Origin of the sequence: Nocardiopsis ansamitocini (genome assembly GCF_030268225.1) — a bacterium.
Lineage (GTDB): Bacteria > Actinomycetota > Actinomycetes > Streptosporangiales > Streptosporangiaceae > Nocardiopsis_D > Nocardiopsis_D ansamitocini.
This window is the reverse complement of sequence record NZ_BSQG01000001.1, coordinates 17,824-42,075: the sequence shown is the minus strand read 5'-3', so window position 1 is coordinate 42,075 and position 24,252 is coordinate 17,824. Positions and strand designations below refer to the sequence as shown.

The window sequence follows — 24,252 nt, the reverse complement described above, 5'->3', positions numbered from 1 at the left end:
CCTACCTCTGAGGAGACCGATGTCCTTCGTCCCGCACCGCAGAACAGCCCTGCCTGCCCTTGCCGTGGCGTCCGTCCTGGCGCTCTCGGCCTGTGGAGGGGGCGCCGACGCCGACGCCCCCGCAGGAGCCAAAGGCGACAGCGGGTTCAACACCTCTCCCGACCAGGACCGCATCCGCGCCGAGGCCGTTCCCGAGATCGCCGCGCTGGTCCCCGAGGAGATCCGCGAGACCGGCGCACTGACCGTCGGCCACTCCAGCGGAGGCGCGCCCCCGCTGACCTTCTACGCCGACGACGACGAGACCTTCATCGGCGTGGAGACCGACATCGCCCAACTCGTGTCCGACGTCCTCGACCTGGAGATGGACACCCAGGCGACCTCCTGGGAGAACCTCTTCCTGTCCGTGGAGAGCGGCCAGTACGACGTGGCCTTCGCCAACGTCACCGTGACCGAGGAGCGCAAGGACCTCTACGACTTTGCCACCTACCGGGTGGACACGGTGTCCTTCGAGACCGCCGTGGGCAGCGACCTCACCGAGGTCACCGAGCCCGCCGACATCGCCGGCCTGTCGGTCGCGGTGGACTCGGGGACCAACCAGGAGGAGATCCTCCTGCGCTGGGACGAACAGAACCAGGAGGCCGGCCTGGAACCACTGGACCTGCAGTACTACCAGAACGCCACCGACTACTACCTGGCCTTGCAGTCGGGCCGCATCGACGTCTACCTGGGCCCCACACCCAGCGTCTCGTACCACGCGCAGGTCTCCGGCGAGACCGAGCTCGTGGGCACGATCTCCGGCGGTGGCGAGATCAAGGCCGAGATCGCGGCGATGACCCTCAAGGACAACGGCCTCATCGAGTCCCTCAACGCGGCCATCAACAGCCTGATCGAGACCGGTGAGTACCAGGAGGTGCTCGACCGCTGGGCGGTCGACGCCGAGGCGGTCTCCGCCTCCGAGATCAACCCGCCGGGGCTGCCCCGGGAGTAGCCGGGCCGCCGGCGCCACTGCGCCCGCCCCCGTCGACAGGCGGGGGCGGGCCACGACCAGAAAGGCAGCGACCATGTCCGACGCACCCCAACCCCTGCGGATCGGGGCGGCGATCGACGGTGCCGGTGCCCACCCGGCCGCGTGGCGGGTCGCCCGTGCGGAACCGGCCGAACTGTTCACCGCCGGACACTACGCCGAACTGGCGCGCGAAGCCGAGCGAGGCGCACTCGACTTCGTGACCCTCGACGACTCGCTCGCCCTTCAGGACGACACCGGACAGACGGTACGCGGACGCCTGGACGCCCTGCTCACCCTCACCCGGATCGCCCCCGAGACCACCACCGTCGGCCTGGTGCCCACGGTCACCACCACCCATACCGAGCCCTTCCACGTCTCCAAGGCGGTGGCCACCCTCGACCACGTGAGCCTGGGCCGGGCCGGCTGGCGCGTACAGGTGTCGACCACCGAAGCCGAATCCCGCCACTTCGGCCGGCGCCCGGTCGCGGAACGCCCGCGATTGTGGACGGAGGCCGCCGCGGTCGCCGACGTCGTGGGCCGGCTCTGGGACAGCTGGGAGGACGACGCCGAGATCCGCGATACCGCGACCGGCCGCTTCGTCGACACCGACCGGCTCCACTACGTGGACTTCTCCGGCCCCGGCTGGTCGGTGCGCGGCCCCTCCATCACACCCCGCCCGCCGCAGGGCCACCCTCTCGTCGTGGTACGCGCCGATTCGGAGGAGGCCGAGAGCGCGGCGGCCGCGGTCGCCGACGTCGTGCTCGTCGCGCCCACCGAACACGGCGCCGCCACCGCGCTGCGCGCCCGGATCAGGGCCGCCGCCGAGCGTGCCGGACGCGATCCCGCGCACGTGTCGGTCCTGGCCGACCTCCGGGTCCTGCTGGCCGAGGACACGGCCACCGCGTTCAACCGCCGGGACCGCCTGGACTCCTTGGCGGCCCCACCCGTCCGTGAAGCCGGCCTGCGGTTCACCGGAACGCCCCACGACCTTGCCGCCCGCATCCTGGACTGGACAGGCGCGGTCGACGGTTTCACCCTCTACCCGGCCGTACTGCCCGACGACCTCTCGGCCTTCGTCGACGGGGTCGTCCCGTTGCTGCGACAGGCCGGGGCGCTGCGCCCCGGCTCCCCGACAGCCACTCTGCGCGGCCGCTTCGGCCTGCCCCGCGCCGGCAATCGCTACGCCCGCGCATGACCACCCCCGGGCAGCGGCCGGAGGAACGAAACGGCACCACCGAGCACGACACCTACCTCATGGAGCTCGGTCTGGAGCTGGGGGTCAGCCCGCTGCCGCGGGCCGCACCCCCGTCCCGGGGCACAGGCCCCGAACCCGACCGTCCCGGACCCGGAGAGCAGCGCCACCCATGACCACGCCCCGTAAGCAGATCCGGTTGGCCGCCCACTTCCCCGGCGTCAACAACACCACCGTGTGGAGCGACCCGGCCTCCCGGAGCCAGATCGACTTCTCCTCCTTCGTCCACCTGGCCCGTACCGCCGAACGCGGAGGGTTCGACTTCTTCTTCCTCGCCGAGGGGCTGCGCCTGCGCGAACACCAGGGACGCATCCACGACCTCGACGTCGTAGGGCGCCCCGACACCCTCGCCGTCCTCGCCGGACTGGCTGCGGTCACCCGCCACCTGGGCCTGGCCGGCACGCTCAGCGCCACCTACAACGAGCCCTACGAACTGGCCCGGCAGCTTGCCAGCCTGGACCATCTCAGCGACGGACGGGCGGCCTGGAACGTCGTCACCACCTCCGACGCCTTCACCGGTGAGAACTTCCGTCGCGGGGGCTACCTCGACCACGCCGACCGCTACGAGCGCGCAGCCGCTTTCGTACGTGCCGCCCGAGGGTGGTGGGATTCCTGGAGCGCCGACGCGCTGGCCGGGGGGCGCGATCGGCCGACGTTCGTCAACGAGGGCGGAGTGCGCCGTTTCGCACAGACGGACCGCTTCTTCGCCGTCGAAGGGGAATCGACCGTCCCCCGCTCGCCCCAGGGCCATCCGGTCGTCATCCAGGCGGGCGACTCGGTCCAGGGGCGGGACTTCGCCGCGGCCAACGCCGACGTCATCTTCTCCCGGCACGGAGGGCTCGAACAGGGCCGCGACTTCTACGCCGACGTCAAGGGGCGGCTGGGCGGCTACGGGCGCTCGCCGGAGGACCTGCTCATCATGCCGGCAGCCACGTTCGTGGTCGCCGGCACCGCGGCCGAAGCCGAGGAGAGGGCGCGCCACATCCGTTACCAGCAGGTCAGCGGCCAGACTGCGATCCGCTCCCTGGAGCAGGTGTGGGGCCGCGACCTCTCGGCGTACGACCCCGACGGCCCGCTCCCCGACGTCGAGCCCGATCCGGGCAACACCGCGATCAGCCAGGGCCGGGCAGGGCGGGTGAAGGACCCGCTCGCCCAGGTCCGCGCGTGGCGCGAACTCGCCGAGGCCAAGAAGCTGAGCATCCGCGACCTCGTGGTGGAGACCACGGCGCGCCAGACCTTCGTCGGAACGCCCGACGGGGTCGCCGCCCAGCTCGACGAACACGTGCAGACCAAGGCCTGTGACGGTTTCGTGCTCGTTCCGCACCTCACCCCGGGAGGTCTGGACGACTTCGTCGACCTGGTGGTCCCGCTCCTGCGCGAACGAGGGGTGCTGCGCACCGAGTACACCGGTGCCACCCTGCGCGAGAACCTGGGGCTGCCCGCCCCCCGCTGAGCGGGGCCTTTCCCGCCGGCGTCCCTCGGGAGGGCGGACAGCCCGCCGGTCAGCGGGTGAGGGCCAGTGCGCGCAGCACCGCGCGGGCCACGGTGTCGTTCTGCCTGAAGAACCCCGCGTTGGTGCGGGGACGGGAGAAACCGCCCGCGCCCACCACCCCCGCGACCAGTGCGCCCGCACCGAACCGGGCCGGGTGCGGGCTGCCGTCGCCCCGTAGGAGCCGCTGGTCGCCGGGGGCGGCGTCGATGAGCCCGGTGCGATGTGCGGTGCCGGTCCCGGGATCGGTCCGCTCCAGCTCCCGGATCGCCCCCCGGTCCAGGAGAGCACGCAACAGCGGGTCGGTCGAGCGGGTCAGCGTCGTGGCGGGCAGGCGCGCCTCGATCAGCGCGCGGGCCTCCACGACGGAACCGGTACTGGTGGACGACGCCCGGAACACGCCGTCCACGGCGCCGACCTCGGTGCCGGCTCCGATGAACCGCACCACACCGGCGCGGGCCAGCGCCAGCAGCTCCTCCAGGCGCGGTCCCGGCGGCCCACTCGCCACATAGCTGAAGAAGCCCATGAAGGCGGGGAACCCGCGCTCCTGGGACGAAGGGGAGAGCCGGTCGGGAGCCAGCTCGCTCAGCACGCCGAACACCGACAGCAAGGCGTGGAACACCGCCAGATCGGAACTGTGACGGTCGTCGCGACGCCTGTGCAGGTCGGCACGCAGATAGTCGACCATCCACGTCTGCAGGTCCGCGGGGCGGGCGAAGCGGAGCCCGGCCAGAGGACGGTCCAACTCCTGGACGTCGAACCGGTCGGCCTCCTCGGGGACGGCCTGTGCCACCAGGTCCTTGAGCGCCGGATCGCTCCAGTCCAGGGCGTCCAGGCGGGCCAGGAACTCGTCGGCGTCCACGGACAGGCGCTCGGGATGCGAGCCGGCCAGTTCACGGTAGGCGGCGTCGGTGAGTTCGCGCACGATGAGGGGCAGCAGGTCCTCGTCGAAGTCCAGGGGGCTTTCGCCGAGCGCCGCCACCGCTTCGGCACTGAAGTGCCGGGGGAGGGAGGGGCGGGAGCCGGGCAGGTCGTAGTGGATCTTCGAGTGGTAGGGCACGCCCCGGCGCGAACCTGCGTGGATCACGGGTTCGGCGCCCGAGGGCGTGTAGTGCAGCTCGCCGGCGGCGTCGCGGCGGAAGGCACCGCCTCGTCCGGAGGTGAGCAGCACCATCGTGTCGATGAAGGCGAGACCCAGTCCGCGCACGATCACCGGTTCCCGTGCCGGGACGGCGTCCAGGGAGACGTCGGCGGTGGGGGAGGTGGGCAGGTAGGTCAACCCGTGGGCGTCGGAGTAGCGGGCCAGCCGCTCCTCCTCGGGGGTGGGCGCGGTGTCCGGTCCGCCCTGGGCCAGGACCACGGCGTCGACGTCAAGGGCCGGCCGGTCGCCGTCCAGCACCACCCGCTGGCGTCCGTCGGACAGGTCGATGACGTCCACGGCCCGCGCCGCCACGGTGTGCACCCGCACCGCGGGGGCGGCGCGACCGGCCACGTGCCAAAAGACCCAGGACAGGTAGTGGCTCTGCAGCCGGCGCGTGGCGAACCAGCCCCCGGTGACCCGGGCGGCCTCGGAGAGGTCGTCGTAGTCGGGTTCGAAGCCGGCGGGGAGCGGGAGCCGTCCCGTCACCACCTGGCCCGCCCACTCGGTGAGAGTCGGGCCGGCCACGATGGGGCCCGTGCAGGTCACGGATTCGTCGGTGAACATCGTGCAGTCGTCGGCCGTGGTGTTCATCCACAGCCACCGCGACTGTTCGCGGCGCCAGATCCGTCCGCCCCCCGGAGGGTGCGGATCGATCACGTGCACGTCGAAGGAGAGTCCCGGTGTCAGCTCCGAGCGGTTGGCGGTGATGCGTTCCAGCAGAGAGGTTGCGCGCGGGCCTGCGCCGATGATCGCCAGACTCGGGGCACGGCGCTGGTCGGGGGACTGGAATGGGCGGGTCACGCACCGACGTTAATCCAAACTAAACCGGTAGTAAATACCTGAATAAAGGGAGTCGGCCTCTTCTTCACCACCGCGACTGACCACCGCGACCGACCGCCGAGGCCGGGCCGAATACACCGGAGCCGTTGAGGGCATGCGTGAGTCCGTGCGTCACGCGTCTTCGAGTACCCGTCCGGACTCACGTGCCTGAAGGGCCCCATGGACAACTACGCGACCGAGCTCGTCCTCGTCCTCGTCCTGCTCGTGCTGAACGCGATCTTCGCCGGCAGCGAGATCGCGCTGATCACACTGCGCGAGGGGCAACTCAAACGATTGGAACAGCGGGGAACCGGCGGGAGGCTGGTCGCCGGCCTGGCCCGCGACCCCAACCGCTTCCTGGCCACCACCCAGATCGGCATCACCCTGGCCGGGTTCCTCGCCTCGGCCACCGCCGCCGTCTCCCTCGCCCAGCCGCTCGTGCAGCCCTTGGGATTCCTCGGCAACGCGGCCGGCCCGGTATCGATCGTGCTGGTCACCGTAGTGCTCACCTTCGTCACCCTGGTCCTCGGCGAGCTTGCCCCCAAACGCATCGCCATGCAGCGGGCCGAAGCCTGGGCACTACTGGTCGCCAGGCCGCTCACCCTGCTCGCCGCGCTCTCCCGTCCAGCGGTATGGCTGCTCAGCGCCTCCACCAACCTGGTGGTACGCCTTGGCGGCGCCGACCCCGAAGCGGGACGGGACGAGGTGTCGACCGAAGAACTGCGCGACATGATCGTCACCCGGCACGATATGACGACGGAACAGCGCACCATCCTGACCGGCGCATTCGCGATCACCGATCGGCGACTGCGCCAGATCCTCGTGCCGCGCCGCAGCGTCGACGTCCTGCCCACAGCGCTGTCGGCCCCGGACGCGGTGCGCCTGCTCGCCCAACGCGGGCACTCCCGCGCGCCGGTGGTCGAGGGGGAGGGCCTCGACACCCTCATCGGGGTCGTGCACTGGTCGGACCTGCTGCGCGGACAGGGCAGTGCGGGCGACCTCGCCCGCCCCCCGTTGCTGCTCCCCGACTCGCTTCCGGTGTCGAAGGCGCTGCACCACCTGACGGCCCAACGCCAGCAACTGGCGTTCGTCGTCGGCGAGCTCGGTTCGGTCGACGGCATCGTCAGCCTGGAGGACCTGCTGGAGGAGATCGTCGGCGACATCTACGACGAGACCGACGCAGAGGGACAGCCCGTCGCCCACCTGGACGGCGGCTCCGTGCGGATCCCCGGCACGTTCCCGCTCCACGACCTTCCCGACCTGGGTATCCGTCTCGGCAACCGTCCCGAGGGCGACTACGTCACCATCGCCGGGCTGGTCATCGCCCTCCTCCACCGCATCCCCACCGAGCCCGGCGACCGCGTGGACCTGGGGGCCTGGACGGCGGCCGTCACCGGCACCGACGGCCGCGCCGTCACCGAGGTGGTCCTTTCCCCGGTGCCCTCCCCCGAACCGCCCCCGGGACAGCGGGAGTGATCCGAGAGGCATCCGACGGCGACGGGCCACCGCAGGCCGTCCCCGCCTTGTCCACGCATCGCACCCAAGGGGTAGCCTGTGGTCGTTATGTCTGGTCCGACGATCTTCTTGCGCATGGTGCTGATCTCCATGTCGCTCACGAGCACCGATGACGGCCTGTGTCGTCGCCGGTTTTCCCGCCGCGCTCTCTGACGCGGCCCCTCCCCGCTGAGCCGCCGTTTCTTCGGCAGGGGGAGGGCACGATCCGTCCCGACCCACCGCACCCCCTTGTTCCGGGCTGCCCGTCATGCCATGGAGACCGTCGCGATGACACCATCCGCCCCGCCCGACACCGATGACCGCCGATCGTTCACAGCGGGACTGCTCTTCCACAACACCCTGTCCGTGCCGCCCCCCGCAGCACCGGCGCTGGAACCGGTCCGCTGGACGCCGCTGGTCGTCGCTTTCGCCGTACTCGCCGTGCTCGCCTCCTACGTCGGGCTGGAACACGGAGCCAAGCCGGCCGTCCTGCTGCTGCTGGGCACCGGACTGGGGCTCGCGCTCTTCCACTCCCGTTTCGGGTTCACCTCGGCCTGGCGCCAGTTCGTCGCGGTCGGAAACGGGACCGGGCTTCGCGCCCACGCCCTGCTGCTGGGCACCACCGCGACACTCTTCGCCCTGGTGATCGGGACGGGAACCGGCCTGTTCGGCAGCGATCCCCAGCCTTCGGCCGGGCCGATCGGGGTCGCCCTGTTCCTCGGCGCCTTCTTGTTCGGCATCGGTATGCAACTGGGCGGAGCGTGCGCTTCCGGGACGTTGTTCGCCGTCGGCTCCGGGCAGTCCGCCATCCTCGTGACACTGGCGGGCTTCATCGCCGGTTCGGTCATCTACAGCGCCGGATGGCCGATGGTCGCCGACCTGCCCGCGCTGCCGCCCTTCCTGCTCTCCGACCACGTCGGCTGGGCCGGGTCATGGGCCGTCACCGTCGCGCTGCTCGCCGCTCTGGTCGTCGGCACCCGCATCGTGCAGAACCGGCGCACCCCGCCGCCGGTCGGCGCGGTCCCCAGCACCACGGGCGCCGCGCGGATCCTTCGCGGGAGCTGGCCGATGCTCGCAGGCGCGCTGGTGCTGGCCGTACTCGGCGGCGCCGTGCTGGTCGTCTCCGGAGGCGCGTGGGGGATCACCAGCGCCTTCAACCTGTGGGGTGCGAAGTTCCTCCAGTTCATCGGCCTGCACCCGCAGACGTGGGCGTTCTGGCAGCAACCCGACCAGGCCGCACAACTGGCCGGGCCGGTCCTCGCCGACAAGAACAGCCTCACCAACATCGGCATCATGATCGGCGCCGCGATCGCCGCAGCCGCCGCCGGCGCGTGGAAGCTGCACACCGGACTGCGCTGGAACGTCGTGGCCGCTGCCCTGGTCGGAGGCATCCTGATGGGGATAGGGGCACGCCTGGCAGGAGGCTGCAACATCGGTGCCTACCTCGCCGGTATCGCCTCGGGCAGCCTGCACGGCTGGCTCTGGGCCGTCGCAGCCATCGCCGGTACCTGGGTGGGGCTGCGCGCCCGCTCGCTGTTCATGATGGCCAACCCCAAGCCCGGCGACAGCGTCTGCTGACGGCGCGGGACACCACCACGGCCGCGGTCTTCGACGGGGCGGCCCGCACGGTCAGCCGGAGTCGTCGTCCCACCCGACAGGGGAGGGGCGGCCCCGGCGTCCGGACCGTTCGGGGATACGTGCGGGATTGGGCCAGCTCTGCGCCGTAACCGTCTGCCACCAGTGGCCGAACTGCTCGGGGGAGGCGCCCGGCACGGAGCACTCGTCGGCCACCGCCTCACGTGCGGCGCTTTCCCACCTGACGATCATGATCCGGACGGTCCGCAGCCCCAGCAGCGACTCCTCCAGCCCGGCAGCGTCCAGCGGCTCCGCCGACCTGCGGTCGCCCCGGGGCAGAGCACGGGCCGGTGCGATGTCGTGGCGAAACACCACGACGATGGGCGTCTTGCGCTTTGCGAGCAGGATCCACCCCCACACGGCCTTGTCGGCCACCGAACGGAACCGGTCCGCCCGTTCCCGGCGCTCGGTCGCGGCGATGCGCCGTTTCCGTTCCCGCGCCTCGATTTCCGCTCCGCGCGCGGCCAGCCGCTCCTCGATCTCCTCCTGCACCGGCCGGTAGGCGGCGGCAGCGGCATCCGTCCGCTCCCGATAGCACTGTCTCGCCCGGGCCACCCGTTGTCTGCCGCCCGAGAGCAGATCCGTCCACCGCAGGCGCGACAGCCTGTCCAGCCGGGTCTCCTCCTCGACGAGCACCGCCTCGTACGTGCGTGCCGCGGTCACCCATCGCCGGTACAGTTCCCCGCTGCCCCGCAGTACTTTCCGCTCGGGCCGGTGGTGCAGCCCATCCGGCGGTGCGGTCACGCTGTAGACGAAGAACAACCGCTCCGGGGACACCGCCGAGGCGTACTGCTTCTTTTCGCCGATCACGATCAGGACCGTCTCAGCCATCGTCGTCAATCCTCCTCTGACCAGCATCGACCAGGGAAGGGCAGTGGGGAACGCGGCCAGGGGTAAGTCTCGTGTCGCCACCGGGCACGACGACCTTGCCCGGCGGCCATATCCCTTCGGGCGGGTCGGCCCGTTGCCGGCAGACGCGGCAGGGGGTTGTGAAGGTCGCGGCGAGCCGATGGGCGGGACGCGCCGGCCACCCGCCCCGGGGGCGGTTATCCTCGGCGGGGCACGTTACCGGGGCGCTCCCCGTACGATCCGAGGTGGGCTATGGCGCACTACGACTTCTGTGTGATCGGTGCCGGAATCGTCGGCCTGGCCACCGCTGCCGCCATCCTGCGCAGGCGACCCGGCGCGGACCTGCTCCTCCTGGACAAGGAGCACGGAGTCGCCCGCCACCAGAGCGGCCACAACAGCGGAGTCATCCACTCCGGTATCTACTACGCCCCGGGCAGCCGCAAAGCGGTCTTCAGCAAGGAGGGCGCCGCCCGGACCAAGGAGTTCTGCGACCGTCACGGCATCGCCTGGCAGCAGCGGGGCAAGCTGCTCGTGGCCACCACCCCGGTCGAAGAAGAACGGATGAGGGGGTTGGGGGAGCGCGCCGCACTCCACGGCATCGAAGCACGGACACTCAGCGCCGCGCAGCTCCGTGATCGCGAACCCAACATCGAAGGATCGGGTGCCCTGTACGTGCCCGCAACCGCGATCGTGGACTATCGCCAGGTGAGCGAGGTGCTCGCCCGGGTCGTCGCCGACGCAGGTGCCGACCTGAGGTTCGGCGCCGCGGTGCGCGGCATCCGGGAAAGCCGAACACGGGTGGAGATCGTCGCCGAACAGGGCCTGAACAGCTGCGACGCGCTTGTCGTGTGTGCAGGGCTGCAAGCCGACCGACTCGCCCGGATGGCCGGTGTCACCACCGACATCCGCATCGTCCCGTTCCGCGGCGAGTACTTTCGGCTCCCCGCCGGGAAGAGCGATTTCGTGCGCCACCTCGTCTACCCGGTGCCCGACCCCGCCCTTCCCTTCCTCGGGGTCCACCTGAGCCCCACCCTCCGGGGCGAGGTGACAGTGGGGCCCAACGCCGTCCTGGGGCTGGCCCGGGAGGGATACCCGAAGTTCTCCGTCAGCCTCCGCGACACGTGGGAGGTCGCGGCCTTCCCCGGAACGTGGCGCCTGGCCCGATCCGCCATCGGCGCGGGTGCACGCGAGATGCGCAATTCCCTGTCGCGCACCAGCTACCTCCGGGAGTGCCGCGCCTACGCCCCCTCGCTCACCCGGCACGACCTCCTCCCGCACGGGGCAGGGATCCGGGCACAGGCCGTACGCCGCGACGGCACGCTCGTCCACGACTTCGAGATCGCGGAGTCCGCCCGGATGATGCACGTGCTCAACGCGCCGTCCCCCGCGGCGACGGCCGCGCTGCCCATCGGCGCGCACTTGGCCGAACGCGCTGTCGCCAAGCGGGAACAGCCGTGACCGGAGCCGTTCGCCGCCGTCGCCCCGGTCACGATCGGCATCAGCTGAAGAGGCCGCTGTAGGCGTTGAGGGCGGGTTGGCCACCGAGGTGGGCGTAGAGGACGTTGGAGTCCTTGGGGATCTCGCCGGAGCCGACGAGGTCGATGAGCCCTGCCATGGACTTGCCCTCGTAGACAGGGTCGATGATCATGCCTTCCAGGCTCCCGGTGAGCCGGATGGCGTCGATCGTGGACTGCACCGGGATGCCGTAGAGGTCGCCGGCCCACCCCTCCAGCAGGGTGATCTCCTCCTCTCGCAGGTCGCGGCCCAGGCCGATGAGTTCTGCGGTGGCGCGTGCGATCGAGGCGACCTGGGCACGGGTCGCGGCAGGCTTGGCCGAGGCGTCGATGCCCAGGACCCGGCGGGGCCGGTCCTGGCCGGCGAATCCGGCGATCATCCCGGCGTGCGTGCTGCCCGTGACACTGCACACCACCACGGTGTCGAAGAAGACCCCCAGCTCCTTTTCCTGGGTCTGCACTTCATAGGCCCAGTTGGCGAAGCCCAGACCGCCCAACGGGTGGTCCGAGGCCCCGGCCGGGATGGCGTAGGGGGTCCCGCCCGCCGCGCGCACGTCCTCCAGCGCCCGGGTCCAACTGTCCCTGACCCCGATGTCGAACCCGGCGTCGACGAGCTGGACCCGGGCACCCGCGATACGGGAGAGCAGGATGTTGCCGACCTTGTCGTTGACCGGGTCGGGCCAGTCCACCCAGCTCTCCTGCATCAGCACGGCCTTCAACCCGAGTTTGGCGGCCACCGCCGCCACCTGGCGGGTGTGGTTGGACTGCACGCCGCCGATGCTCACCAGGGTGTCGGCTCCCTGGCGCAGTGCGTCTGGAACGAGGTACTCCAGTTTGCGGGTCTTGTTGCCGCCGTAGGCCAGTCCACTGTTGCAGTCCTCGCGCTTGGCCCAGATGCGGGCTCCGCCGAGGTGGTTGCTGAGGCGGTCCAGGGGGTGTACGGGGCTGGGGCCGAACAGCAGCGGATAGCGCTCGAAATCGTCGAGGGACATCGTTCCTCCTTGGCGGGACACGTCCGGTGCGGTGCGACCGGTCGATAGTGGGAAAGGTCGTGGGGGCACAGCCCTAGCCGTGCTCCGTATCGGGGGCGGCGGCGTCCAAGAGCGGGACGAGCGTCTGCCAGTTGGCGCGGGCTGCGGCGGCCGCACCCTCGACGTCCCCCTCTGCGCACAGCGCGATGATCCGTTCGTGTTGGGCGACCGACCCACGGCCGCTCAACGAGGAGAAACGCAGCCGCTCGACGCGTCGCAGCACCGGGGTGAACTGCTCGAGGACACGGAGTACCGCCTGGTTGGCGCAGGCCGTGACCGTGACGCCGTGGAAATCGTCGTCGGCGGCGAGTGCGGCCTCGACGTCGCCGCGCCGCAGCGCGTCGGCGAACCGGGAGTTGGCGTCGCGCATGGCGTCCAGTTCGGCTGCGGACAAATGGGGGAGCGCCTCGCGCACGGCGAGTTCGTGCATGGCGCCCGTCACCGACTGGGCGTTGCGTGCGGCACGCACGTCCAGCGGGCTGACGATGGTGGAGCGTCCCGGTTTGGTCTGCACCAGCCCGGCCTGCTCAAGGCGTGCCAGCGCCTCTCGGATGGGGGTGCGGCTGACACCCAGCCATGCCACCAGGTCGCCGTCGACGAGGCGTTCGCCCGGAGCGAGCGTGCCGTCGACGATCGCGTCCCGGATCATTCGATAGGCGTTCTCCCGAAGGAGTGACTTGGCGGCGAGCCCTCGGCCCTGGGGAACTGGCATGCAATATATTGCATGCTGCATGTCGCATGATTGTCAAGGGCCGGGTAGCCGACCGGGCGGTCTCCCCGGGCCGGTGCCCGGTGCTCGGTGCCCAGTGGGCGAGCGGTGAGGTGACGCAGATGAACCGGTGCGTCCTCGTCCGCGACGACGGCCCTTCCCAGCAAACCGGACCGGGCCCCTGTCTCGTCCGACCGCTCTCAAGGCACCGCGGGAGCGTGAACAGCCCGAGGTCAGGCCAGTGCGGCGGCGAGTCGACGCCACTGCTCACGGGGAAGGGAACCGGTGGCGCCGGGCACGACCACCTGCAGGGCGACGTGGTCCGCACCCGCCGCCCGGAAATCGGCGACCCGGTTGCGGATCCTCTCGTCGTCGCCCCAGGCGTAGACGGCGTCGACGAGCCGGTCGCTGCCGCCACCCGCGAAGTCGTCCTCGGTGAACCCCAGGCGCAGGAACGAGTTCGTGTAGTTGGGCAGGGACAAGTAGCGCGAGAGGTAGTCGCGGGCGGCAGAGCGGGCGGTTGCCGGGTCGGTCTCCAGGACGATCTTCAGATCGGGGGCCAGGAGCGGCCCCGGACCGAGGAGCTCGCGCGCTTTCGCGGTGTGCTCGACGGTGACCAGGTACGGGTGGGCGCCTCCCGCGCTGTCGCGGGAGAGTTCGAGCATCTTCGGGCCGAGGGCGGCCAGCACGATTCGTCCGGCCGGGACGCCGGCGGCCTTCAGCGCGTCGAGGTAGGTCGCCATCGACGAGTAGGGACGCTTGTACTGAGCGGCGAGTCTGGCGTGACTGGCCCCGATGCCCAGGAGAAACCTCCCTGGGTGTGCTCGGTCGAGCTCCAGGAAGCGCGCGGCGGTGTCGGTGGCCGCGTACTGCCAGATGCTGAGGATGCCGGTGGCGACGGTCAGCGTCGAGGTGGCCTCGATGAGGGGAACCGCGTGTTCGACACCGCTGCTCCCGCCCAGCCAGACGGCTCCGAAGCCGAGTTCCTCCAGCTCGGCAGCCGCCTCGGGGATCTCCCCGCGCAAGGCGGCGTCCTCGGAGCGTAGCTCTGCGCTCCAGATCCCATGCGGTCCCAGTTCGTCGCGCAGCGCGGTCATCGTTGTTCCCCTCGCGTGTCCTCGGCATCCGGAATCGTCCTCGACTACCCGCAGGCGGCGCCGACCACTCTGCCTGCTCGGCAAATCCTCGTGCCCGGAGGCCCCGTCCACGACGCGAAGGAAACAGGACGGGCGGTTCGGCGGACGCGTTGGTCCGGGGGAGCGGGGTTACCCCGGCCCTACGGCGGCAGCCGTGACGCGTAGTTCGGTGATGGCGCTGATGTGGCGCGCCCCGCAGGCGTCGGCGGGCACCACCAGCTGCGGCCCCAGGGCGTCCAGGGGGTGGTGGTCGACCGCTGTGGCCAGTAGTGCGGGGGCGCCGGTGAAGTCGGGATCGATTTCCGCCCAGCTCAGTACGGCGAGGTGTCCATCGCGGCCCACGACGGTGACGAGGTGGTGGGCGCGGGCCTTGCGGGTGGCGTGCGCGGCGAAGACGTGCGAGCCGAGGACGTCGTAGAGCAGCGGTCCGACGCAGTGCATGCGACGAGGACCGTTCGTGGCACACGAGTAGGTGGTGACGACCGCGCGCTGCTCCCACGCGCGAAGGTGGTCGACGCCCAGGAGGACCGGGACCGCGCCTCCGATGACCCGAAGAGGCGGAGCAGCGGGAACGGGGTGGTGGACTGCGGTGCCGATTCCTGGGGCAGGGTCCATTGCCGTCGTCCTCCGCTGGTGGGGTGGCCGCTGCCGGTGTCCCGGCTGTGCGGTGATGCCCGGCCCAGGAACCAGCAAATCGTATTTGCAATGGATTCTCTCTTTTCAGCTAGCAAATGCAGGCGCTTGGAGAAGTTTTTCCTTGCTTCTGCTTATATGAGCAGCGGGCGATGCCGCGTGGGGCGGTCGGCGGACGCCGCGTCCGGTCGGGCTGCGATCCGGCACCGGACGGGTACGACGGTTGCCGCGGCACAGCCACGATTTCGCACGGTCGGTGCATGACTACCGCCCGTACGGGTAAGCGGCCAATCAGGGCGCCGGACGACGATCCGCAAGGGCGCCGTCCGGCGGGCACGCGGTTAGGAAGCAGCCCGGCCTGGGGCTCCCCAGCCGCTACGGGGAGCCCCTCCCCGCTCGGCCTCGGCCGTGGCGACGGGGCGCGGGATCGAGCCGCCCACCGGGGTGGAGCCGGCGGGCGGCTTCTGGCCGTCGACGACCACGTGCTCGCCGTCGCCGTCGGTCAGGGTGGTGGGCGGGACGGCCGTTCCGCTGTCGCTGTTGGTGATGTCGTCCCGGGGCGGTGCGGAGACGCCGCCGCGGACCGCGACGGCACCGCCCGGACCGGAAACGGTGGTCGCCGGGACGGGCGCTTCTGCTCTCGGCGGATCTGCTGAGAGCAGGTATCGATCCCAGGAAGAGCGATCAGGGGCAGAGTGGCCCTCATGCGACTTCTGATATTGGGTGGAACGGAGTTCGTCGGTCGTGCGATCGCCGACGAGGCGCTGGCGCGTGGTTGGCAGGTGACCGTGTTCAACCGCGGGCGGCACGCTCCGCCGCCGGGTGTCCGGGCACTCCGTGGCGAGCGCGGCTCCGAGGGCGACCTCGGGGCCCTCGAGCGGGGCGAGTGGGATGCCGTCGTCGACACCTGGACGGGCGCCCCCTCGGCCGTGCGCGATACGACCCGGCTGCTGGCCGACCGGGCCGAGCGCTACGTCTACGTCTCCAGCCGCTCGGTTTATGCCGAGCCCGTCCGTGCGGGGCTCGCCGAGGACGGCCCTGTCGTCGACGCCGATCCCGACGACGGAGAGGTCGCCTACGCCCGGGCCAAGCGGGGTGGTGAGCTGGCCGCGCTGGCCGTTTTCGGTGATCGGGCGCTGCTGGGGCGGGCCGGACTGATCCTCGGTCCGCGGGAGAACGTCGGCCGCCTGCCCTGGTGGTTGGGGCGCATCGCCCGCGGCGGCCACGTTCTGGCCCCCGGTCCCGCCGACCTGGGCCTGCAATACATCGACGCCCGCGACCTCGCGATATGGGTCGTCGATGCAGTCGAGCGCGGGCTCGGCGGCCCCTACAACCTGGTCAGCGAGCCGGGACACGCGACGATGGGCGAACTGCTGGAGGCGTGCGTCCGGGCGACCGGCGCCGACGCCCGGTTGCACTGGGTCGCCCCCGAGACGATCCTGGCAGCCGGTGTCCAGCCCTGGACCGACCTGCCGATCTGGCTGCCCGAGGGAGATCTCTACGACGCCTTGCACCGGGGGGACGTCACCAAGGCGGTCGCGGCGGGCCTGCGTTGCCGCCCCGTGGCGGAGACGGTCACCGACACCTGGGCATGGCTCAAGGGACTGGGAGGGCACGCACCCCGGCGTCCCGATCGGCCCGCCGTCGGGCTGGCCCCGGAGACGGAGGCGGCGTTGCTGCGCGACTGAACGGTCCGGCCGTGGTGATGGCTCGGGGCCCGGAGCGCGCGGGCCCCGAGCAGCTACGGCGCGCCCAGCGCCTGGTAGGTCAGGTCGACCAGGTAGTCGTTCAGCCGGTGGGAGGAGGCGACCGCGTCGGCCTCGTCCCCGTGGGCGACCGCGCGCAGGATCGCGCTGTGGAAGCCGGCCGCGATGTGCAGGTGCTCGGCCACGTCGGGGAGATGGGCGAACCAGAACCGCCGCGACAGTGCCTGCAACGGGGCCATCGCGAGCTGCAGGTAGTCGTTGTGCCCGGCCACGGCCATGAGCGTGTGCGCCCGTTTGAGGAGTTCACCGAAATCGCGGACGCCGTCGCCGGTGAAGGCGTCCAGGCGTCCGGCGAGTTCGAGCATCGACTCCTTCTGTCGGGTCTGGGCGCGGAAGGTCGCCAGTCGGACGGCCAGTTCCTCCAGGGTGCGGCGCAGCTCCAGGAGGCGGAAGTGCTCCTCGATCGAGGTGGTGGCGACGAAGACGCCCCGACGGGGAAGGATCTCGACCATGCGCTCACGCGCCAGTCGCTGGAGTGCTTCTCGTACCGGCGTGCGTCCGAAGCCGGTCAGCTCCATCAGCATCGACTCGGAGAGCAGTTGCCCAGGGGCCAGTTCCTGGAAGGTGATCATGTCCTCCAGGCGTTCGTACGCCTGATCCGCCTTGTTCGCCTGCCCCGGCACGCGCCCTCCTCCTGGTGATCGCCGGCCCCGTCGTGGGGCGCGGCGCGCCCGGCCATCTTCGCAGAGGTCCGACCGAACCGCCCCGAGGATATGGACAGGAAATATCCTGTTGATGTACTAGTAATATATGAACCATACATCAGACGGGGAATTCCCTGGTTGGCGTATTGACGCCCGCGACGTGGACGCCTCCCGCCTGCCCGTGCTCGCCGAGGTGGACGCTGTCGTGGTCGGCGGTGGCGCGGCCGGCGTCGCCGCGGCAACCGTGATCGCCGAGGCAGGCCGTTCCGTGGTCCTCATCGAGAAATACGGTTTCTGCGGTGGGGCCGCGGTTGCCGGCCTCTCCGGCACCATCTGCGGCCTCTACTACACGACACAGGACCCCCGCACCCCCGAGCGTCTGGTGTTCGGATTCGCCGAGCGCTTCCGCGCGGCCCTGCTCGATCGCGGCGGCCTCACCGATGCCCAGCTCTACGGAAAGACCTGGACCGAGGCGCACGACCCCCTCATGTGGCGCGAGGCCGCCGACGGTTTCCTCGAGCAGGCGGGTGTCCGCATCCTGCTGCACACCGCGGTCGTCGCCCCTGTCCTGGAGGACGGCACCCATCGCGGAGTGGTGGTGGAGTCCAACGCCGGCCGCTCGGTCGTGCGGGCCGGGCGGGTCATCGACGCCTCGGGTGACGCGGCCGTGGTGGCACGTTCGGGCGGTGCCACCGCCTTCGGCGACAACGGGGCCATCCAGAATCCCACCATGTTCTTCCGGCTCGGCAACGTCGCCATGGACGCCTACGCCGCGTCCTATGGTGTGGACACCATCTGCTCGTCCGAGGTCAGCAAGGCCATCGAGGAGGCCCGTGCCTCAGGACTGGACCTGCCCCGGTCCAAGATCTGGATCTTTCGCACCCCCCGGCCCGCCGAACTGCTCGTAAACGCCACTCGGCTGGCCGGGCGCGACGGGCGAATGCTCAACGTCATCGACCCCGCCGACTTCACCGAGGCCGAGATCCAGGGCCGCCGGCAGGTGCGCGCCTACGCGCGCTTCCTGGCCGACACCGTCGCCGGGTGCGAGAACAGCCACGTCATCGACACCGGCGTGGAAGCGGGCATCCGCCAGACCCGCAGCATTCGGGGACTGGCGACCCTGACCAACGACGACGTCACCGCCTGCCGGAAGCGGCCCGACGGGATCGTCCGTTCGGCGTGGCCGATCGAACTGCACAGTGGGGACCGCCCGAAACTGCACTGGCTGTTCGACGACTACTACGAGGTGCCCTACCGCGCGCTGGTCCCCGAAACCGGCGAGGGCGTCATCGTGGCCGGTCGCTGCCTGAGCGCCGAGCACGAGGCCCTGGCCTCGGCCCGCGTCACCGCCCAGTGCTTCGAGTACGGCCACGCGGCGGCCACGGCGACTCTCATGTCGCTGGAGGAGGGCCTCGCCTACCGCGACATCGACGGCGCCGACGTCCGCGAGCGCATGCGCGCCGCCGGCAGCGCGCTCTGAACCCGTTCGATCCACCCCGCACGCTTGTTACAAGGAGCATCCGCAATGACCCGTGACCACAGCGACCCCCGCCCCCTCGTCGACGGCGACCGCGGCGAGCCCGGCCGGTTGCGCAGCCAGTTCGTCCCGGGTTCCACCCGGTGGGCTGTGCGCCGCGCCCAATGGACCGCAATGGGCCACGCCCTGGAGGACCAGGACCGGCCCAAGATCGCCATCGTCAACACCTCCTCGAAACTCTCGGTCTGCTTCTCCCACCTCGACGGCGTCGTCGACGTCGTCGCCGAGGCGATCTGGGAGGCCGGCGGCCTGCCCCTGGAGGTCCGCACGGTCGCGCCCAGCGACTTCGTCACGAGCGCGGGGCGCAAGGCCCGCTACCTGATGCCTACGCGTGACCTGATCGTCAACGACATCGAGGCGTCGGTGGAGGGCGCAGTCCTCGACGCGATGGTCTGCCTCTCCTCGTGCGACAAGACCACCCCCGCGCACCTCATGGCCTCTGCGCGCCTGGACATCCCCTCCATCCTGGTGATCGGGGGCTACCAGCAGGGCGGTACCTACGCCGGCTGCTCGGTGGACATCGACACGGTCTACGAGTCGGTGGGGGCCGTGAAGTCCGGCGAGATGACGGTCCGCCAGCTCGGTGAGCTCGCCGACTCCGCCATCACCGGCCCCGGGGTGTGCGCGGGTCTGGCCACGGCCAACACCATGCATGTGCTCGCCGAGGCCCTGGGCATGACCGTGCCCGGCTCCGCGCCCACCCGAGCCGATTCCATGCCGATGCGGGCCCGCGCCGCAGATGCCGGCCGACGCATCGTCGCGATGGTCGACGAGGGCCTGACCGCCCGGAAGGTCCTCACCCCCGCAGCCATCGAGAACGCCGTGGAGGTCGCACTTGCCCTGGGGGGCTCGGTCAACTGCATTCGCCATCTCGCGGCGGTGGCCAACGAGGCCGACCTCGACATGGACGTGGTGGCCACCTTCGAGGAGCGCGGGCGCGAGGCGGTCCAACTGGCGGCGATCCGCCCCAACGGGCCCCACCAGGTCTGGGACCTCGACCGGATCGGCGGGGTCCAGACAGTGCTACGGACCCTGTTGCCCCGGTTGAACGGCGACGCCCTGACCGTCTCCGGACGCACGGTCGCCGCCCTCGCGGCCGACGCCGACGACGCCGACGGAACGATCCTGCGCCGTCTCGACGACCCGGTCCGCGACGAGCCCGGTCTGCTGATCCTGCGCGGTTCCCTCGCCCCCGACGGCGCGATCGTCAAGGTCGCCGGTGCGGGCACGGCGCGCCGCCAGTTCTCCGGCCCGGCCCGGGTCTTCGCCGGCGAGGACGACGCCATCGCCGCGCTGGGCGAGAACGGCATCACCCCCGGCGACGTCATCGTGCTTCGAGGCATGGGGCCGCGGGGCGGCCCCGGTACCGTCTTCGCCGCAAGTTTCGTCGCCGCCCTCAACGGTGCCGGGCTCGGGGGAAAGGTCGCCGTGGTGACCGACGGCGAGCTCTCCGGCCTCAACCACGGACTCGTCGTCGGCCAGGTCATGCCCGAGGCCGCCGACGGCGGCCCGCTGGCCGGAATCCGCGAGAAGGACGTCATCTCCATCGATCTGGACGCCCGGCTGCTCGACGCCGACCCGGTCCGCGACGGCGCCCCCGTGCGATCCGGGCGTCCTGCCGACGAGCGCGGCTGGCTCGGCCAGTACGCCGCGCTCGTCGGCCCCGTCCAGCAGGGCGCGGTGCTGCGCCGCCCCTTCCACTCCTGAAAGAGAGAAAACCGATGGCTCAAGCCCCCGCTCGACCACAGAACCGTCGAGCAGCTGTCGCCGCACTCGTGGGTACCGTCCTGGAGTGGTACGACTTCATCATCTACGGCACCGCCGCCGCGATCATCCTCAACACCCTGTTCTTCCCCTCCGAGGATCCGCTGATCGGCACCCTCGCGGCATTCGCCACCTATGCCGTGGGTTTCCTGGCCCGGCCACTGGGCGGACTGGTCCTCGGACGGCTGGGCGACCGCATCGGCCGCAAGGCCGTTCTGGTCCTCACCCTGTTCCTCATGGGTGGCGCGACCACCTGCATCGGACTGCTGCCCACCTACGCCACCATCGGAGTCGCGGCCCCGATCCTGCTCGTCGTGCTGCGCCTGGTGCAAGGCTTCGGTGCGGGAGGGGAGTACGCCGGCGCGGTCGTGCTGTCGGTCGAGCACGCCAACCCCAAGAGCAGGGGACTGGCCGGCTCCGCGGCGCCGCTCGGCTTCTCCCTGGGCACGCTGCTCGCCAACGGTGTGTTCGCCCTGTTCCTGCTGATGCCCACCGAGCAGTTCGAGGCATGGGGATGGCGGATTCCCTTCCTGCTCGGAGCAGGATGCGTCCTGGTCGGCTACCTGATCCGACGCAAGATCGAGGAGCCCGCGGCGTTCGAGAACGCAAAGGAGCAAGCCCGCACGAAGCAGACGGGGCTCTTCTCCGCGATCAGGCGCCACCCCCGCAGCTTCTTCATCGTGGTCGGCACCCGTATGGGGGAGAACGGCTTCGCCTACCTGCTGCCCGTCTTCGGCGTCGCCTACGTCGCCACGACGCTGGGCCTGGGGCAGCCGCTGGCGCTGTGGTCGGTCATGGCCGCCTCCGCGGTACAGGTGATCACCGTGCCGTTCTACGGCATGCTCTCGGACCGGATCGGTCGCAAGCCCGTCTATGCTCTCGGCACCGTCGTATCGATGCTCTGGCTGACTCCCTTCTTCCTGCTGGTGGGCACGGGGAGCACCACCGCTGTGGTGCTGGCCTTCATCGTCGGACTCGGCCTGGCCTACCCGGCAATGCTGTCCCCGCAGGCCGCCTGGTACGCCGAACTGTTCGACACCGAGTTCCGTCTCACCGGATTCGCGTTCTCCCGTGAGGTCGGATCGGTCCTGGCCGGCGGGCTGGCGCCCTTCATCGCTACCGCCCTCTTCGCGTGGTCGGGGCACTGGTGGCCGATCGTGGCCTACATGGCGTTGCTCTCGGCGATCACGCTGGTCGCACTCGCGCTGGGCCCGGAGACCGTCCATCGCGACATCGACGTCAGCAGCATCGACGAAGACCCGCAGGACGCGCTCCGTTCCTGACGGCTCTGCGTCAAGCGACGGCCGGTCGTCGCGCACGCCCCACCGGGCGGCCCCGGCGTCAACGCGCCGGGGCCGCCGCTGTCAGGGGGCGGCCGGTCGCGGTCACGACATGCCGAGGCCGTCGCCGGTGATACGGCGCCACGTTTCCACGGCCGTCTTCCCCGAGTGTCCGGCCGCGTCGGGGGAGTCGCCCAACCCCACCACGAGCGTCGCCACGAAAGGGCCGAGGACGGTGGCGACTCCCTGCCCGCCGGGGCCGAAGTGGCCCGACAGCTCCAGTGTCACGTACCCGTGGAGTCCGCTCCACAGCTGTGCGGCCACCAACTCCGGTTCACTCGGGGCGAACCTCCCCGCCTCGACCGCGCGTGCGGCACTGTGCACGAGGCGCCCGAACGCTTCGTTCGGGGCGTCGGAGGCGTCGGTCACGGCGTACTCCGGTGCCTGCTGCCCGCCCGGTGTGAACAGGCCGAAGGTCACCCAGTACAGGTTGGGGTGCTCAACGGCGGTGTGCCGGTAGGCGTACCCCTGAGCGATGATGTCGGCCACCGGGTCGTCGGTGCGGGGGACCCGGTCCAGGTTGGCGGTGAGCCGGCGAAAGCCCTCGTGCGCGACCGCCTCGACGAGGGCGCCCATTCCCCCGAAATAGGTGTAGACGGCCATGGTCGACGCGCCGCTCTCGGCGGCGACCTTGCGGGCCTGCAGTGCTCCGGGGCCGCCGTCGGCGAGCAGCCGTATGGCGGCGGCGACGAGTCGGGCCCGGGTGTCGGTTTCGATGCTCACACTTGCCAGTATCGCATAACGCTGTTATTAATTAAGGGGATAACAGTGTTATAGATGCTGGGTCGGTCGAGTGAGGAGTCAGGGCATGGACAACGCGTTCCTACGGGACAATTTCGCGCCGGTGGACACGGAGCACACGATCACCGATCTGGCGGTCACCGGGGAGATCCCGGAGTTCCTGGACGGCCGGTACCTACGCAACGGGCCCAACCCGCTGTCGGAGGTCGACCCCGCCGCCTACCACTGGTTCATGGGCAATGGCATGGTCCACGGTGTCCGGCTGCGGGACGGTCGGGCCGAGTGGTACCGCAACAGGTGGATCCGCACACCCGATGTCGCCCGGGCTTTGGGCGAGCGGCCGCACGGGCGCACCCATCGGGCGGGCCTCGACCAGATCGGTGCCAACACCAACGTGATCGCGCACGCCGGTACCACGCTGGCGCTGGTCGAGGGGGGAGCGGCCAGCTATGAACTCACCGACGAACTCGACACCGTCGGCCCCTGCGACTTCGACGGCACTCTGCCCGGCGGATACACCGCCCACCCCAAGCGCGACCCCGCGACCGGTGAGCTCCACGCCGTCTCCTACTTCTTCGGAAGGGGCAACCGGGTGCGGTACTCGGTGATCGGGGCGGACGGGCGGGCCCGGCGTTCGGTCGACATCAAGGTGAACGGGTCGCCGATGATGCACGACTTCTCGCTGACCGAGAAACACGTGGTCTTCTACGACCTGCCCGTCACCTTCGACGTCGACCAGGCACTGCCCGCCACCGTCCCGCGCAATCTGCGCGCGCCGGTGAAGCTGGTGCTGTCCGCGCTGATCGGCCGGGTGCGCGTGCCCGACCCGGTGACCGCGCGGATGACGAGAGGCGGGGGCTCAGACCTCCGGCTCCCCTACGCGTGGGACCCGAAATACCCGGCCAGGATCGGGGTCATGCCCCGCTCCGGGACCTCGGCGGACGTGCGCTGGTTCGAGATCGAGCCTTGCTACGTCTTTCACCCGCTCAACGCCTACGACGAGGGCGACGGCGTCGTACTCGACGTCGTGCGACACCCCAAGATGTTCGCCACCGACTTCACCGGCCCCAACGAGGGGGGTCCGTCACTGCACCGCTGGACCGTCGACCTCGGTGTCGGAAGGGTTCGCGAGGAGCGACTCGACGACCGAGGCCAGGAGTTCCCCCGGGTCGACGAGCGCCTCGTCGGCAAGCGGCACCGCTACGGGTACGCGGTCGCCCTCGTCGACGGGAGCGGTGCCGAGTCCGCGGACGCGATCATCAAGCACGACTTCGTCCGGGGCACCGCACAGACCCGCTCGTTCGGCGCGGGCCGGCAGCCCGGCGAGTTCGTCTTCGCACCGTCGCACCCCGACGCCGCCGAGGACGAGGGGGTGCTGATGGGGTTCGTCTACGACGCGGCCACCCAGCGCAGCGACCTCACCCTGCTCGACGCCGCCACCCTGGAGACCGTCGGCGCGGTTCATCTGCCCGACCGCGTTCCCTCGGGTTTCCACGGAAACTGGGCGCCGACCCGCTGAGCGGCACGGTCCTCGCGTGTCGGGGCCTTCGACGGGCCCGTGTGGGAGAGAGTGCGGTTCGGGGCGTCTGCGCTGCGTAGCGACCGGGCCCCACGACAAGTGTGGCCAAGAGGTAAGAGGGGTCTTGCTTTTTGTGCAATGCACAATTTGCGGCTGATTTTATTGCGCACCGACCAGTTGGACCAGGTGGCCGCCGGTGCGGCTGGAATTGCAGGTCCGGAGTCATCCCGGAT

General features: G+C 70.8%; 20 protein-coding genes. 12 read left to right on the top strand and 8 right to left on the bottom strand.

All coding sequences use genetic code 11. The annotated features are described in order from the left end of the window. Nucleotides 1-19: 19 nt before the first annotated feature. The 4 genes from QSJ59_RS00190 to QSJ59_RS00175 all read left to right on the top strand — a co-directional run bounded on the left by QSJ59_RS00190 (nt 20) and on the right by QSJ59_RS00175 (nt 3,711). Nucleotides 20-988 carry an ABC transporter substrate-binding protein gene (locus tag QSJ59_RS00190; protein WP_285756583.1) on the top strand — a complete coding sequence of 323 codons (969 nt, stop codon included), beginning with the start codon at nt 20-22 and terminating at the stop codon, nt 986-988. A gap of 73 nt (nt 989-1,061) precedes the next feature. Continuing rightward, nucleotides 1,062-2,201 carry an LLM class flavin-dependent oxidoreductase gene (locus QSJ59_RS00185; RefSeq protein ID WP_285756582.1) on the top strand — a complete coding sequence of 380 codons (1,140 nt, stop codon included), beginning with the start codon at nt 1,062-1,064 and terminating at the stop codon, nt 2,199-2,201. Further along, nucleotides 2,198-2,374: a hypothetical protein gene (locus QSJ59_RS00180; protein ID WP_285756581.1), complete on the top strand. Its 177-nt coding sequence runs from the start codon at nt 2,198-2,200 to the stop codon at nt 2,372-2,374. The genes QSJ59_RS00185 and QSJ59_RS00180 overlap by 4 nt, the downstream gene beginning before the upstream one ends. After that, nucleotides 2,371-3,711: an NtaA/DmoA family FMN-dependent monooxygenase gene (locus QSJ59_RS00175; protein ID WP_285756580.1), complete on the top strand. Its 1,341-nt coding sequence runs from the start codon at nt 2,371-2,373 to the stop codon at nt 3,709-3,711. Before QSJ59_RS00180 ends, QSJ59_RS00175 begins: the two co-directional genes overlap by 4 nt. Nucleotides 3,712-3,760: 49 nt before the next feature. Here the strand turns inward: QSJ59_RS00175 and QSJ59_RS00170 are convergent, their stop codons facing one another. Continuing rightward, on the bottom strand, nt 3,761-5,689 hold the full coding sequence (locus tag QSJ59_RS00170; RefSeq protein ID WP_285756579.1) for an FAD/NAD(P)-binding protein: 1,929 nt from the start codon (nt 5,687-5,689) through the stop codon (nt 3,761-3,763). A 198-nt stretch (nt 5,690-5,887) separates the two neighbouring features. On the opposite strand from QSJ59_RS00170, the gene QSJ59_RS00165 reads away from it, so the two are divergent. Together QSJ59_RS00165 and QSJ59_RS00160 are read left to right on the top strand one after the other, a co-directional pair. Continuing rightward, nucleotides 5,888-7,183, top strand: a complete 1,296-nt coding sequence (locus tag QSJ59_RS00165) for a hemolysin family protein (protein WP_285756578.1) — start codon at nt 5,888-5,890, stop codon at nt 7,181-7,183. A 306-nt stretch (nt 7,184-7,489) separates the two neighbouring features. Next, nucleotides 7,490-8,779, top strand: coding sequence for a YeeE/YedE family protein (locus tag QSJ59_RS00160; protein ID WP_285756577.1), 1,290 nt, complete (start codon nt 7,490-7,492; stop codon nt 8,777-8,779). Between the two features lie 51 nt (nt 8,780-8,830). Here the strand turns inward: QSJ59_RS00160 and QSJ59_RS00155 are convergent, their stop codons facing one another. Then, nucleotides 8,831-9,667 (bottom strand): hypothetical protein, encoded by an 837-nt coding sequence (locus QSJ59_RS00155; RefSeq protein WP_285756576.1) that lies wholly within the window; start codon nt 9,665-9,667, stop codon nt 8,831-8,833. 270 nt (nt 9,668-9,937) lie between these two features. Between QSJ59_RS00155 and lhgO the strand changes: the two genes are divergently transcribed. Further along, complete coding sequence (gene lhgO, locus QSJ59_RS00150; protein WP_285756575.1) at nt 9,938-11,143, top strand: L-2-hydroxyglutarate oxidase; 1,206 nt, start codon at nt 9,938-9,940, stop codon at nt 11,141-11,143. Nucleotides 11,144-11,183: 40 nt separating this feature from the next. Here the strand turns inward: lhgO and QSJ59_RS00145 are convergent, their stop codons facing one another. From QSJ59_RS00145 to QSJ59_RS00130, 4 genes are all read right to left on the bottom strand, one after another. After that, nucleotides 11,184-12,191 (bottom strand): 1-aminocyclopropane-1-carboxylate deaminase, encoded by a 1,008-nt coding sequence (locus QSJ59_RS00145; RefSeq protein ID WP_285756574.1) that lies wholly within the window; start codon nt 12,189-12,191, stop codon nt 11,184-11,186. A gap of 73 nt (nt 12,192-12,264) precedes the next feature. Further along, a complete protein-coding gene (locus QSJ59_RS00140; protein WP_285756573.1) occupies nt 12,265-12,942 on the bottom strand; it encodes a GntR family transcriptional regulator in 678 nt (225 codons plus the stop codon). Nucleotides 12,943-13,172: 230 nt separating this feature from the next. Next, nucleotides 13,173-14,036, bottom strand: a complete 864-nt coding sequence (locus QSJ59_RS00135; protein WP_285756572.1) for an LLM class F420-dependent oxidoreductase — start codon at nt 14,034-14,036, stop codon at nt 13,173-13,175. Between the two features lie 168 nt (nt 14,037-14,204). Then, nucleotides 14,205-14,690, bottom strand: coding sequence for a hypothetical protein (locus tag QSJ59_RS00130; RefSeq protein WP_285756571.1), 486 nt, complete (start codon nt 14,688-14,690; stop codon nt 14,205-14,207). A gap of 722 nt (nt 14,691-15,412) precedes the next feature. Here QSJ59_RS00130 and QSJ59_RS00125 point away from each other — a divergent pair. Next, on the top strand, nt 15,413-16,396 hold the full coding sequence (locus tag QSJ59_RS00125) for an NAD-dependent epimerase/dehydratase family protein (RefSeq protein ID WP_285756570.1): 984 nt from the start codon (nt 15,413-15,415) through the stop codon (nt 16,394-16,396). A 53-nt stretch (nt 16,397-16,449) separates the two neighbouring features. Here QSJ59_RS00125 and QSJ59_RS00120 read toward each other — a convergent pair whose 3' ends face one another. Beyond that, nucleotides 16,450-17,097 carry a GntR family transcriptional regulator gene (locus QSJ59_RS00120; RefSeq protein ID WP_285756569.1) on the bottom strand — a complete coding sequence of 216 codons (648 nt, stop codon included), beginning with the start codon at nt 17,095-17,097 and terminating at the stop codon, nt 16,450-16,452. A gap of 127 nt (nt 17,098-17,224) precedes the next feature. Between QSJ59_RS00120 and QSJ59_RS00115 the strand changes: the two genes are divergently transcribed. From QSJ59_RS00115 to QSJ59_RS00105, 3 genes are read left to right on the top strand one after another with little or no spacing between them, the layout of a single operon-like run. Beyond that, on the top strand, nt 17,225-18,598 hold the full coding sequence (locus tag QSJ59_RS00115) for an FAD-dependent oxidoreductase (protein WP_285756568.1): 1,374 nt from the start codon (nt 17,225-17,227) through the stop codon (nt 18,596-18,598). A 45-nt stretch (nt 18,599-18,643) separates the two neighbouring features. After that, nucleotides 18,644-20,362, top strand: coding sequence for a dihydroxy-acid dehydratase domain-containing protein (locus tag QSJ59_RS00110; protein WP_285756567.1), 1,719 nt, complete (start codon nt 18,644-18,646; stop codon nt 20,360-20,362). Between the two features lie 14 nt (nt 20,363-20,376). Next, on the top strand, nt 20,377-21,702 hold the full coding sequence (locus QSJ59_RS00105; RefSeq protein ID WP_285756566.1) for an MFS transporter: 1,326 nt from the start codon (nt 20,377-20,379) through the stop codon (nt 21,700-21,702). Nucleotides 21,703-21,804: 102 nt separating this feature from the next. Here QSJ59_RS00105 and QSJ59_RS00100 read toward each other — a convergent pair whose 3' ends face one another. Continuing rightward, complete coding sequence (locus QSJ59_RS00100; protein ID WP_285756565.1) at nt 21,805-22,482, bottom strand: TetR/AcrR family transcriptional regulator; 678 nt, start codon at nt 22,480-22,482, stop codon at nt 21,805-21,807. A gap of 85 nt (nt 22,483-22,567) precedes the next feature. Between QSJ59_RS00100 and QSJ59_RS00095 the strand changes: the two genes are divergently transcribed. Then, nucleotides 22,568-24,019 (top strand): carotenoid oxygenase family protein, encoded by a 1,452-nt coding sequence (locus QSJ59_RS00095; RefSeq protein ID WP_285756564.1) that lies wholly within the window; start codon nt 22,568-22,570, stop codon nt 24,017-24,019. The last annotated feature ends 233 nt before the right edge of the window (nt 24,020-24,252 follow it).